9 protein-coding genes and 1 pseudogene are annotated in these 12,529 nt (G+C 70.8%); 7 read left to right on the forward strand and 3 right to left on the reverse strand.

Features of this window, described 5'->3' with window-relative positions:
* Nucleotides 1-95 precede the first annotated feature (95 nt).
* A pseudogene (locus ACIBBD_RS29445) lies at nucleotides 96-346 on the forward strand (TetR family transcriptional regulator); the annotation flags it as partial.
* A gap of 169 nt (nucleotides 347-515) precedes the next feature.
* On the opposite strand, the gene ACIBBD_RS29450 reads toward ACIBBD_RS29445, so the two are convergent.
* Nucleotides 516-812, reverse strand: a complete 297-nt coding sequence (locus tag ACIBBD_RS29450; RefSeq protein ID WP_399422599.1) for a family 1 glycosylhydrolase — start codon at nucleotides 810-812, stop codon at nucleotides 516-518.
* Nucleotides 813-1,112: 300 nt separating this feature from the next.
* Here ACIBBD_RS29450 and manA point away from each other — a divergent pair, with 300 nt between their 5' ends.
* Both manA and ACIBBD_RS29460 read left to right on the forward strand, forming a co-directional pair.
* Nucleotides 1,113-2,333, forward strand: coding sequence for a mannose-6-phosphate isomerase, class I (gene manA, locus ACIBBD_RS29455; RefSeq protein ID WP_399422600.1), 1,221 nt, complete (start codon nucleotides 1,113-1,115; stop codon nucleotides 2,331-2,333).
* A gap of 348 nt (nucleotides 2,334-2,681) precedes the next feature.
* Nucleotides 2,682-4,022, forward strand: a complete 1,341-nt coding sequence (locus tag ACIBBD_RS29460; RefSeq protein WP_399422601.1) for a cellulase family glycosylhydrolase — start codon at nucleotides 2,682-2,684, stop codon at nucleotides 4,020-4,022.
* Between the two features lie 58 nt (nucleotides 4,023-4,080).
* Here the strand turns inward: ACIBBD_RS29460 and ACIBBD_RS29465 are convergent, their stop codons facing one another.
* Nucleotides 4,081-5,121 carry a LacI family DNA-binding transcriptional regulator gene (locus ACIBBD_RS29465; RefSeq protein WP_399422602.1) on the reverse strand — a complete coding sequence of 347 codons (1,041 nt, stop codon included), beginning with the start codon at nucleotides 5,119-5,121 and terminating at the stop codon, nucleotides 4,081-4,083.
* The gene (locus ACIBBD_RS29470; protein ID WP_399422603.1) at nucleotides 5,118-7,592 is read right to left on the reverse strand and encodes a glycoside hydrolase family 2 protein; all 2,475 of its coding nucleotides are present in this window, start codon (nucleotides 7,590-7,592) and stop codon (nucleotides 5,118-5,120) included. The genes ACIBBD_RS29465 and ACIBBD_RS29470 overlap by 4 nt, the downstream gene beginning before the upstream one ends.
* Before the next feature lie 270 nt (nucleotides 7,593-7,862).
* Between ACIBBD_RS29470 and ACIBBD_RS29475 the strand changes: the two genes are divergently transcribed.
* The 4 genes from ACIBBD_RS29475 (at nucleotide 7,863) to ACIBBD_RS29490 (ending at nucleotide 12,343) form a co-directional block, all read left to right on the forward strand.
* Complete coding sequence (locus ACIBBD_RS29475) at nucleotides 7,863-9,182, forward strand: ABC transporter substrate-binding protein (RefSeq protein WP_399422604.1); 1,320 nt, start codon at nucleotides 7,863-7,865, stop codon at nucleotides 9,180-9,182.
* Nucleotides 9,183-9,311: 129 nt separating this feature from the next.
* Entirely contained in the window at nucleotides 9,312-10,268 is a 957-nt protein-coding gene (locus ACIBBD_RS29480; RefSeq protein ID WP_399422605.1) for a carbohydrate ABC transporter permease, read from the forward strand.
* Nucleotides 10,265-11,110, forward strand: coding sequence for a carbohydrate ABC transporter permease (locus tag ACIBBD_RS29485; RefSeq protein ID WP_399422606.1), 846 nt, complete (start codon nucleotides 10,265-10,267; stop codon nucleotides 11,108-11,110). Before ACIBBD_RS29480 ends, ACIBBD_RS29485 begins: the two co-directional genes overlap by 4 nt.
* A gap of 1,095 nt (nucleotides 11,111-12,205) precedes the next feature.
* Entirely contained in the window at nucleotides 12,206-12,343 is a 138-nt protein-coding gene (locus ACIBBD_RS29490; RefSeq protein ID WP_399422607.1) for a hypothetical protein, read from the forward strand.
* Nucleotides 12,344-12,529: the final 186 nt, after the last annotated feature.

Genomic DNA, 12,529 nt, shown 5'->3' on the forward strand with positions numbered 1-12,529 from the left:
AGACTTCCTGCACACCTACAACCACCACCGCAGCCACACCGCACTCGGCGGCCAGCCACCGATCACCCGCGTGAACAACCCTGCGGGTCAATACAGACCTCGTGCTCACCCAGGAGCTGTACACCCTCGCCGCCCGCCGGCCCGCCTACCGGGAACTCACCCACGCGTGGATGCGCCGCAGCCGCGTCCACCTGGAGAGGCACTTCGACCCCGACACCGCACGCCAGCTCGACGCCCTCATCGAGGGCCTGACCCTCCACCGCGCCCTCTCCCGTAGCCCCACGACCGCGCCCTGACGCTGGAGGCGATCACGCGCATCACCACCACCGACAGGCGGGTCCCCTGACCGCCCGCGCGGCACGGACCTGACCGCCGCGCCGGTACGTCCGGCGGGGGCGGGACCGCACGGCGGCTCCTCGAGCCCCGGGGTGCTCCTCGCCCGCGGTGCGGGCGCGGCCCGCACGCCCCCACGCGGCGGCGGTCCTGAACACCACCGCGTCTACCCTCGGTGACGCTCACCGTACGAAGGACTTCCGGAAACGTGACGGTGACATGCCGGGACCGCGTCCCGGTCGCGCCGTCCTGACCGAGCCGGAGCCCGTGGGCTGCACCGGTGGCCGGCTGACGGGGAACCGGTAGGACCGTACGCCGAGCTCCTTCAGCAGGGCGATGACCTCGCGACGAGGGTGGTGGTGGTCGCACGCGACGCCATCGGTGCCGCCCCCGAGGACGGCCCCGGGGCGCCCGGGCGAACTTTTCCCAGACGGAGGGACCGCGGCCGAGATGTCCGTGTCCTGTCGCTGACGGTACATTTAAGACCCTCGGGAACTAAACCGGTTCTGTAGAGTTAGGGCGACCTCACGCCACAAGGGATTCACCAAACCCGGACTTAACGAGGCAGCAGGCTGGACAACGTTGTCAGCAGTGGGCAGAGTGTCCGTCCTCGGGAGGCCTGATCCCGCCGTCCGCAAGGAAGGAACGACGCCCGCACCGCACCCGCCACGAGCGCTTCACTCCCGCTCTGACCGCTTGGCTGTGGACGTCCGGCCGCCGCTCCCCCAGCCCACCGCCCGCACGGGCACTCCGCCGCAGTTCGAAAGGAAACACCCCGCGTGGACCGCCTCGTCAACACCGTCCGCCCCTACCCCTGGGGCTCGGCCACCGCGCTGCCCGCCCTGATGGGCACCACCCCGGACGGCTCCCCGCAGGCCGAGCTGTGGATGGGCGCACATCCCGGCGCCCCCTCCCGAGTGGAGCGCGACGGGCGCCTGCGGGGGCTGGACCAGGTCATCGAGGAGAACCCGCGGGGCGAGCTGGGCGACGCGGTCGTACGTCGCTTCGGGCCGCGGCTGCCGTTCCTCGTCAAGCTGCTGGCGGCCGACGCCCCCCTGTCCCTGCAAGTGCACCCCGACCCGGCCCGGGCAGCCGCCGGACACGAACGGGAGAACGCCCGGGGCATCCCCCTCGACGCCCCGCACCGTACCTACCGGGATCCCCAGCACAAGCCGGAGATGATCGTCGCCCTCACCCCGTTCGAGGGTCTCTGCGGATTCCGGCCGCCGCACGAGAGCGCCGAGCTGCTGGACGGCCTGCGCCTGAACTGGCTGGCCCCGTACGCCCGGACGCTCCGCTCGGCCCCGGAGGAAGCGGCGCTGCGGGAGGTCTTCTCCGCGTTCCTCTCCCTCTCCCCGGACCGGCTGGCCGAGGTCGGCGGGGCACTGGCGTCCGCCACCCGGCGGCCGGGCCCGTTGCGGGAGGAGTTCGCGGTGTACGACGGGCTCTCCCGGGCCCACCCGGGCGATCCCGGCGTGCCGGCCGCCCTGCTGGTCAGACATGTCCGACTGGCGCCCGGTGAGGCCCTGTTCCTCGGGGCGGGCGTACCGCACGCCTATCTGCGGGGGCTGGGCGTGGAGATCATGGCCGCCTCGGACAACGTCCTGCGCTGCGGCCTGACGGACAAACACGTGGATGTGCCGGAGCTGCTGCGCGTCGTCCGCTTCACCGCGCTCCCGACGCCGCTGGTGCGCCCGGTGCGCGAAGGGGACGGCGAAGGGAACGGTGAGGAGGTGTACCCGGCGCCCGTCGACGACTTCCGGCTGTCGCGTCTCGTGCTGCGAGCAGGGGACGGCGCCCGCGCACTGCCCGGACTCCGGCCGCAGATCCTGGTGTGCACCGGCGGCACGGTCCGCGTCACCGGCTCCGGGGACGAGCTCCCGCTCCGAGCGGGCGGGTCCGCCTATGTGCCGGCCGGGGAGGAGGTCGCCGTCTCCGGCGCGGGAACGGTTTTCCGGGCCACCACCGCGGTGGAGGAACGGCAACTGAACCGGGACTAAACTTAACCGGTTTTGCTCGAACGGTTGTAACGCGCCGAAGTCTCGTTCTAGCCTCTCTGCCAGCCGCCGACCGAAGGGCGTTTTCCCTCACCTCTTCCTGAGCGGGGAGATCAACGCCGCTCTTTCGTCGGTGACCCGACGTCCCGCTGCCCGGCGTGAGCCGCTGTCGAATCCCGGGCAGCGGGATATCCAACCGGCTCGACATTTGCCTTTCCGGCCTGCCGGCGCCCCGCCGGGACAGAACGGACGGGCCGGACGCACGACCCCACAACCATCGGCAGTGCCGTGCCGCCCGGGCCCGTCCGGCATCCGGCGTCCGGCCGCACGAGCCACCACCCTGGGAGCAGCATGAGGAAGAGACTGGCCACCGCAGCGGGAGCGTTGCTGGCCCTGGCCGCCGCGGTCCTGGCCGCCCCGTCCCCCGCGCAGGCCGAGACGCGGGCCGCACCGGGCTTCCACGTCGCCGACGGCCGGCTTGTGGACGCGAACGGCGAGGACTTCGTCCTGGGCGGCGTCAACCACGCCCACGCCTGGTACCCCACCAGGACCGCGCAGGCCCTGAAGGACGTCAAGGCGCTGGGCGCCAACTCCGTGCGCGTGGTGCTCGCCACGGGCGACCGCTGGACCAGGAACGACACCGCCGACGTCGCGGCCGTCGTGGCGCAGTGCAAGCAGAACCGGCTCGTCTGCGTCCTCGAGGCGCACGACACCACCGGCTACGGCGAGCAGGCCGGAGCCGTCCCGCTCTCCCGCGCCGTCGACTACTGGATCAGCATCAAGGACGCGGTGAAGGGCCAGGAGAAGTACGTCATCCTGAACATCGGGAACGAGCCCTACGGCAACGGCGGTTCCGGGGCCACAGCGTGGACCGCCGACACCAGCAACGCGATCGGCCGCATGCGGGCTGCCGGATTCGACCACACACTCATGGTCGACGCCCCCAACTGGGGCCAGGACTGGTCCTTCACGATGCGCGACCACGCGGCGGAGGTGTTCGCCGCGGACCCCGCCAAGAACATCGTGTTCTCCGTCCACATGTACGGGGTGTTCAACACGGCCGACAAGGTGAAGGACTACATCAACCGGTTTATCTCACAGCGTCTACCCATCGTCGTCGGCGAATTCGGCGACATGCACTCGGACGGTGATCCGGACGAGGGCGCCATCATGTCCACCGCGCGGCAGCTCGGGGTGGGGTACCTCGGCTGGTCGTGGAGCGGCAACGGCGGCGGTGTCGAGTACCTGGACATGGCCACCGGTTTCGACGCCGCGCGCCTCACCGCCTGGGGACAGCGCATCTTCTCCGGCGCCGACGGCATCCAGCAGACGGCCGAGGAAGCCGGCGTCTTCTCCGACAGCGGTCCGGTCCCCGGGAGTTGCTCGGTCAGCTACCGCATCAGCGACTGGGGCAACTGGTTCAACGCGGACGTCACCATCCGCAACACCGGCACGACGGCCGTCAGGGGCTGGCAGCTCACGTTCGTCTTCCCCGGCGGGCAGAAACTCCACCAGGCCTGGAACGCCAGGGCCGTCCAGCAGGGCAGCGAGGTCCGGGCCACCAACGAGTCCTGGACGGAGACCATCCCGGCCGGCGGCACCGTGAGCTTCGGCTTCAACGGTTCCTCCACCGGCACCAACGGCGTCCCGGCCGCCTTCGCTCTCAACGGCAGCACCTGCGCGAAGGGGTGACACCCGTCTCCCGGCACGCCAGAGGGCCGCGTCCGCGCCGGACGCGGCCCTTCCCGTGTCAGGGGGACTGCGTCCCCGGCGCCGGGGCGGTGGAACCGCGCGGGGTCAGCGACGGCGTCGGCACCTGATGGCCGGCGGTGTGCACGCCGCCGATCACATCGAAGAGCACACGCGCCACCTCGGCACCGAAGTGGTGCACGTCGTGACTCATGGCCGACATCGTCGGGTGGGTGATCCGGCACAGTTGGGAGTCGTCCCACGCCAGCAGCGACAGATCGTCGGGGACGGTGAAGCCCATCTCCGCCGCGACGCCCGCCCCCGCGACCGCCATGATGTCGTTGTCGTAGACGATCGCGGTGGGCCGTTCGGCGGCGAGCAGCAGGGTGCGGGTGGCGCGGGCCCCCTCTTTCTCGTCGAAGCCGGTGGCGATCTGCCGCGCCTCCTCCAGGCCCAGCTCCCGGGTGGTGGCGGCGAAGGCGCGGGCCCGGATGGCACTGTGCCCGAGGTCGGTCGGCCCGCCGACGCGCGCGATGCGCCGGTGGCCCAGAGCCGCCAGGTAGCGGACGGCCTCGGCGACCGCGGACGCGTCGTCCGTCCACACCGCCGGGAAGGGGCCGGTGAGGGAGGGGTGGCCGACGGCGACCGCGGGCAGGCCGAGACTTCGCAGGGCGGGCACCCGGGGATCGTCCTCGCGGAAGTCCACCAGGATCGCGCCGGCGATCATCCGGCCGCGCCACCACTCCTTGTAGACCGCGACCTCCTCGTCGAGGTCGCGCACCAGCCGCAGCAGCAGCGAGCAGGACCGCTCCGCGAGGACGCTCTCGATGCCCGAGACGAAGTCCATGTAGAACGGCTCCAGGCCGAGCAGCCGGGCCGGCCGGCACAGGGCCAGCCCGATGATGTCGACCCGTCGGCTGGACAGGCTGCGGGCGGTGGCGCTCGGGGTCCAGCCCAGCTCCCGGGCCACCGCGAAGATCCGCTCACGGGTGGCCTGGGAGACGCCGGGCTTGTGGTTGAAGGCGAGCGACACCGCGCCCTTGGACACCCCGGCCCGCGCCGCGACGTCCTTGATGGTGACGCGCTCCGTGGGGGCGCTCACATCAGGTCCACACAGAACAGGGCGGCCCTGACGTCGCCGGCGGTGACGGTGCCGCAGCCCTGCACACGGATGCGTGTCCGCTCACCGGGCAGCAGGGTCTGCGGGCCGCGGTCGCAGGCGGCGGCCGGGCCGAGCCGGTCGGGCTGGAGCAGGAGGTCTCTGACGAGAGTTTGGGCGCTCACCACGACGTCGACTCTATCCCCCTGCCCGGGTACGGGCTCCAGGGTGACGTCGAAGCGGGGCCGGGGGTAGGCGAAGTCCTTGTCGGGGACGGGGAAGTGCAGGGCGCGCGGCCCTTCCCCGCTCCCGGCCCCGCGTCCGCTCCCGGCGTCTCCCCCGCTCCCGGCCCGACTCGACCGGGGCGACCCCGACGCGTCGGCGACCAGGAACTCCTTCGCGGACCGCGCGTCCGGTACGAGCCCTTCGGGCACCGCGATCCTGGCGACGGCACGGGGGTCCGCGGTCACCTCGAGGCTGGCCTCACCGACCGTGGTCCCGTCCGCTTCCACCCGCCGCAGCGTCACCGTCGTACGCCAGGGCTCGGCGGACTGGTTCACCGCGGCGAGCACGAGGCCGTCGGCGTCCGGCTGCAGGGTGAGGAGACGGTCCGCGTACACGCGGCGCAGCTCGTGGTAGAGGGGCTTCGGGCGGCCGTCACCGTCGATGGCGGCCCAGGAGGTGACGGGCCAGCAGTCGTTGAGCTGCCAGACGATCGTGCCGGCGCAGACGGGCCAGTGCGAGCGCCAGTGCTCGATGCCCGCGGCGACCGCACGCGCCTGCACGAGCTGGGTCAGGTAGTGCCAGCGGTCGAAGTCGTCCTCGGGCAGCGGGAAGTGGCGGGCGACACCGCGGTCCAGCTTGCCGTTGCCGTCCTCGGCCTTCTGGTGGTGGAGCATGCCCGGGGAGGCGGGGGCGAGGCGCTCGCCGGGCAGCGCGCGGCGCAGGGTGGCCAGTGCGGGCGGTGCCTGCCAGCCGAACTCGGCGACGAAGCGGGGCACGCTCGCCCGGTACTCGGCGTAGTCCTGGCGGTTCCACACCTCCCAGGAGTGATGGGTGCCGTGTGCCGGGTCGTTGGGGTGGTGGTCCCAGGAGCCGGACCAGGGGCTGCCCGCGGTGTAGGGGCGGGTGGGGTCGAGTTCGGCGACGACACGGGGCAGCAGGCCGAGGTAGTAGCCCTCGCCCCACGAGTCGCCGGCGAGGGCGGGCTCCCAGTCCCAGTCACGGAAGCCCCAGAGGTTCTCGTTGTTGCCGTTCCACAGCACGAGCGAGGGGTGCGGCATCAGTCGGACAACGTTGTCGCGGGCCTCGGCCTCGACCTCGCCGCGCAGCGGCTGTTCCTCCGGGTAGGCGGAGCAGGCGAAGAGGAAGTCCTGCCAGACCATGAGGCCGAGTTCGTCGCAGGCGTCGTAGAAGGCGTGGTCCTCGTAGATGCCGCCGCCCCACACCCGTACGAGGTCGATGTTGGCCTCGGCGGCCTGGGTCAGCCGGGTGCGGTAGCGCTCGGGGGTGACGCGGGAGGGGAAGGCGTCGTCGGGGATCCAGTTGACGCCACGGGCGAAGACGCGGACGCCGTTGACGACGAGGGTGAAGCCGGTGCCGTGCTCGTCGGCCGAGCGGTCCAGCTCGACGGTGCGGAAGCCGATCCGTCGGTGCCAGGTGTCCAGCGGGTCGCCCTGGTCGTCGCTCAGGGTGAGCTGGAGGTCGTACAGGGGCTGTTCGCCGTAGCCGCGCGGCCACCACAGGCGGACGTCGGGCACGTCGAGGCGCAGCACCGCCTCGTCGCCGGTCAGGACGGCCTCGGCGCGGGCGCCGGCCACCCGGGCCTCCGCGCGCAGCGCCCGCCCCCTCCCCTGCGCGGTGCGTTCGATCTCCAGGCGTACCTCCACCCGGCCGGCGGCCTCGTCGACGGTGACCAGCGGGCGGACGTCGGCGATGCGGGCGGTGGACCAGTGCTCCAGCCGCACCGGCCGCCAGATGCCGGCGGTCACCAGCGTCGGCCCCCAGTCCCAGCCGAAGTTGCAGGCCATCTTGCGGATGTACTGCGACGGCTCCGGGTAGACGTTGGGCCGGTCCCCGGTGACGGCACGGACGGCCGCGGCCTCGTCGTAGGCGGAGGCGAAGCGGACCTCCAACCGCCCGGTGCGGCCCGTGACGTCGAACCGGTAGCGGCGGTGCATGTTGCGGGTCCTGCCGACCGGGCGGCCCCCCAGGGTGATGGACGCGGCGGTGTCCAGACCGTCGAAGACCAGATCGGTGCGCTCGTGCCCGCTGTCGTGTCGGAGGTGACGGACGTACGTCCAGGCGCGGTGGCCCACCCAGGCGACGTCCGTCTCGTTGCGGCCCAGGAACGGATCGGGGATGGCCCCGGCGGTCAGCAGATCGGTGTGGACGCAGCCGGGCACCGTGGCCTCCAGCAGTTCCTCTCCATGGCGCAGGCTCCAGCCCTCGGCGAGCTGGGTGACGTCCTTCATGGTGCGGCTCCAATCGCCTGACTCAGGCAGGTGGATGGACAACGGCGGACAACCTAACCTGCTGACCACCCCCTGTCCATAAACCGGTCTAGTCCCCGTCTTCGGTCACCATTCACCAGTCTCCGCACGTGGACGCCCATCACCGCTTCCCCTCTGGTAACGATTAGGCATCGCGCTCGAAACCGGAGCTTTACCGGTTAACTCGTGACTGACATAGTGCCGACATCCCACCCGCAGAGCTTGAGCCGCAATCCTGAAGGAGCTGGGCACATGGGGAAGAAGAAGACGCTCACGGGAGCGCTTCTGGCCGCCGCGATCATGACCGTCGCGGGATGCAGTGGCCAGGGCACGGCGTCCGGTGAGACGGCGAAGGCACCCGCCGACCCCACCGACGCCTCGGGCACCATCAAGGTGCTGACCCACCGCACCGACCTCGTCCAGAACGGGACGATGGCCAAGTACGCCGCCGAGTTCAACAAGACCTACCCCGAGGTGAAGGTGAAGTTCGAGGCCCTCACCGACTACGAGGGGGAGGTCAAGATCCGGATGAACACCGACGACTACGGTGACGTCCTGATGATCCCGGCCGCCGTCGCCAAGGACGACTACCCGAAGTTCTTCGCCCCGCTGGGCAGCGCCGGGGAGCTGGGCGACAGGTACCGCTTCAGCGACAAGGCCGAGGTCGGCGGCAAGGTCTACGGCATCAGCACCTTCGGCACCGCCAACGGCTTCCTCTACAACAAGGCGGTCTGGAAGAAGGCCGGCATCACCGAGTGGCCCACCACGCCGGAGGAGTTCGTCGCCGACCTGAAGGCGATCAAGTCCCGGACGGACGCGGTGCCGTACTACACGAACTTCAAGGACGGCTGGCCGCTGACCGCGTGGAGCAACAACATCGGCTCGGTCACCTGTGACGCCAAGGCCAACGACAAGCTCGCCGGCCCGGTGTCCCCGTGGAAGCAGGGCGGCGAGCTGCACACGATCGACTCGGTCCTCTACGACATCGTCAAGGGCGGCCTGTCCGAGAAGGACCCCAACACCACCAACTGGGAGGCGTCCAAGGGCATGATCGCCCGGGGCGAGGTCGCCACCATGCAGCTCGGTTCCTGGGCCATCACCCAGATGCGCGACGCGGCCCGCAAGGGCGGCGCCGACCCCGACGACATCGGCTTCATGCCCTTCCCGGTGCAGAAGGACGGCACGTACTGCGCCGTCCTCGCCTCCGACTACCAGCAGGCGGTCAACATCCACTCTGACCACAAGTCGGCCGCGCGGGCCTGGATCGACTGGTTCGCGGAGAAGTCCGGCTTCTCGGCGAAGGAGGGCGCGGTGCCCGCGCTGAAGACCGCTCCCCTGCCCGACACCCTCGAGGACTTCACTGACAACGATGTCACCTTCCTGGAGCGCTCCGAGGCGAAGACCGGCCCGGTGAACGCGATCGACAACGCGGCCGAGATCGGCCTGAACAAGCCGGACTACCGGCAGAAGCTCGTCGACACCGCGCGCGGTGCGCAGAAGGGCAGCCTCGCGGACTTCTTCGCGGACCTCGACAAGAGGTGGAACGAGGCGGCCGCAACCGTCGGCTCCTGACCCCGGCCGGTTCCTCCTGCCCCAGCCGTCACCGGCCCCGCCAGGACCACCAGCCGTCACCGGCCCCGCCCGGACCAGCGGGCGGGGCCGAACGCCCGTCGCAGATCAGCGGACGACGAAAGGCCCGACATGACCGAGACGACCCACACGGCACCCGCGAAGGTGCCGCGCGCCGCCGCCCCGCCTCCCGGGACGGCGCGCCACTCCTCGCCCCCGCGCGGCAGTCTGCTGCGCCGCCTCACCCCGTGGCTCTTCCTCGCCGCTCCCCTGGCCCTGCTGGTCACGTTCACCTACGTGCCCGTGGGGAACATGATCTACTTCAGCTTCACCGACTGGGACGGCGTCAGCCCCGACCGGAACGTCACGGGCTTCGACAACTACCAGCGGATCTTCACCCGGCCCGAGCTGTTCCGGGTGTTCTTCGTCAGCTTCTACTACCTCGCCGCCTCCGCCGTGCAGATCGTGATCGCCCTGTACTTCGCGACCGTGCTCAGCTTCGATCTGCGCTTCCGCAACCTGTTCAAGGGGATCCTGTTCTTCCCCTACCTGATCAACGGCGTGGCGATCGGCTTCGTCTTCCTGTACTTCTTCCAGGACGGCGGCACGCTCGACTCGGTGCTGTCGTGGTTCGGCGCCGGCTCCGACCACGCGTGGCTCGGCGACCCCACGTCGGCGAACACCTCGCTGGCCGGAGTGTCCGTCTGGCGTTTCACCGGACTGAGCTTCGTGCTCTTCCTGGGCGCGATCCAGTCGATCCCCGCCGAGCTGTACGAGGCGGCCCAGTTGGACGGGGCCACCCGCTGGCAGCAGTTCCGGCACATCATCGCCCCGAGCATCCGCCCGGTGGTCAGCCTGAGCGTCATCCTGGCGATCTCCGGGTCCCTGTCGGTCTTCGAGATCCCCTACATCATGACCGGCGGCGCGACCGGCACCTCGACCTTCGTCATCCAGACGGTCAAGCTCGCCTTCCAGTTCAACAAGACGGGCCTGGCCTCGGCCGCCGCCATCGTCCTGCTCCTGATCATCCTGCTGATCACCTGGATCCAGCGCCGCCTCGTGCCCGACGAGAAGGTGGACCTCGTATGACCACGCCCCTGCCCGCACGGCGCCGCCGGCTCGCGCCCGCCCTGACCTACCTGTCGCTGATCCTCGCGTCGCTGGTCGTCCTGATCCCGCTCGTCGTCGTCTTCCTCACCTCCCTGAAGACCTCGAAGGAGGTGGCCGACGGCGGCGCCCTGTCGCTGCCGGGCGACTGGCTCAACTTCGACAACTACGGGACGGCGTTCACCGACGGCAAGATGCTGTCCGCCTTCGGCAACACCGCCGTCATCCTGCTGTTCTCCATCACCGGCACGGTCGTCATCGGCTCGATGACCGCGTACGCCATCGACCGCTTCGACTTCCGGGCGAAGAAACCGGTCATGGCGCTCTTCCTGATCGCCACCCTGGTCCCCGGGGTCACCACCCAGGTCGCGACCTTCCAGGTGGTCAACAGCTTCGGCCTGTTCAACAGCCTCTCGGCGCCGATCCTGCTCTACATGGGGACGGACATCGTCTCGATCTACATCTTCCTGCAGTTCATCCGGGGCATCCCCGTCTCCCTGGACGAGGCCGCGCGCCTCGACGGCGCCAACTCCCTCACCATCTACTGGAAGATCATCCTGCCGCTGCTGAAGCCGGCCATCGCCACCGTGGTGATCATCAAGGGGATCACCGTCTACAACGACTTCTACATCCCCTTCCTCTACATGCCCTCGGAGGACCTGGGCACGATCTCCACCGCGCTCTTCCGCTTCAAAGGGCCCTTCGGCGCGCACTGGGAGAACATCTCGGCCGGCACCATCCTGGTGATCGCCCCGACCCTGCTCGTCTTCCTCTTCCTCCAGCGCTACATCTACAACGGCTTCGCACAGGGCGCGACCAAGTGACACCGTGCGGCTCCGCGGTCCCCGCCCGCGGAGCCGGGGTGATACGAGACGCGGGACGGTGCGCGACGCACCCCGTCCGGCGGTCAGCCGACGCCCTGCGCCTGTGCCCGTCACCTGTCACCGCCCGCGCGCCCGTGCCCTGTCACCACCCGTGTGCCCGTCACCGGTCGGCGACCGCTTCCAGGGGCGAGCCGCGGTCGGAGCGGGCTCGTCCAAGGGGAGGAGCGGGCTCGTCCAGGGGTGAGCGTCGGTGGGAGCGGCTCGTACGCCGGGGTCGTCGAGCGGCCGGGCCGGGTCACCGGGGGTCCGCGTCGCCGGTCCGCAGGGCCAGTCCGGGCCGTCATCGAACCCGAGGCTCTCGGCAGATGTTCCGGATCCCCCCGTCGGGCGGCGGTGTCCGCGTACTGGGAGAAGTCCCGGGGAGCCCGGCCCGGCGCCCGCTGGACGCCGTCGCTGAGCGAGGTCAGGCCGCCTGAACGGACGTACGCGTACAGGCCGGCCGACAACCGCACCCACTCCTCAGGAACCCCGAAGGTCTAGCGTGCCGTCCGGCCCTCAAGGGCGGGCACGGAGCGGACAGAGACAGTCGAGGGATGCCGCCGCCCCCCGCACAGGCACTACAAGCTCACAGCCGAGCACTTCCCGGCCGTCGTCATCGCCGGCGCGCCTTCCTCGCAGACGAGCTGCGTGCTCCGGGCAGTAACTCGGAGAAGCACCTGTCATACCTCGCACGGCTTCCTGCGCCACGTGGCCCGGCGCTCACTGCGACCATGCGGGGCATGCCTGGGACCGGGCCGGCGCGGCGGCCACTATTCGGAGTCAGGGTGCATCTGTACCCACCGGCCGTCGATGAACTTCATCTCCACGCCGTAGTAAGGCTGGGGCGGGGGGACCGGCCGCTTGCCGCGGTGCGGCGCTGCCGGCGGCTTGGGGCGGTCGGTGGGTCGGCGGACGTCAGCCGGGCGCCCAGCACCTCCGCGCGGCCGACCGCGATCGTCAGCCGCAGCCCCTGCCCGCACCTTCTCGGCGCCCGGCTTCGTCTTCGCGTCGCGCTTGCGCAACGCTTCGATCCTCCTGAGGAGTTCGGCGCGGCTGATGTCCTTCGGCGCCCGGGTGGAACCGGGCGGAGCCGCCGAGCGGGTCGATGAGCGGTCCGTGGTCGACCGACAGGCGCGGTGCACCGGCTGTCCGCCCCTGGCGAAGGCGAGCTTCTTCCTGGCCACCGGCAGGTGACATACGGCACAGCGCTTGAGCGCGGGCTTGGACCTGGACGCGTCTGACACGATCCCCCCGGATGGTGATGCCTTGGTGGGCAGCAGGATAGGCGCGCGGATGACAGCCCGGGAGAGTTCGGACGAAAGCCGTTGTCCCTCCGGGAACGCGCCGTTGTCCGGACAGGACGGTGGATGCGCGCCGGAG

This window comes from Streptomyces sp. NPDC051315, from assembly GCF_044455165.1.
Classification (GTDB): domain Bacteria; phylum Actinomycetota; class Actinomycetes; order Streptomycetales; family Streptomycetaceae; genus Streptomyces.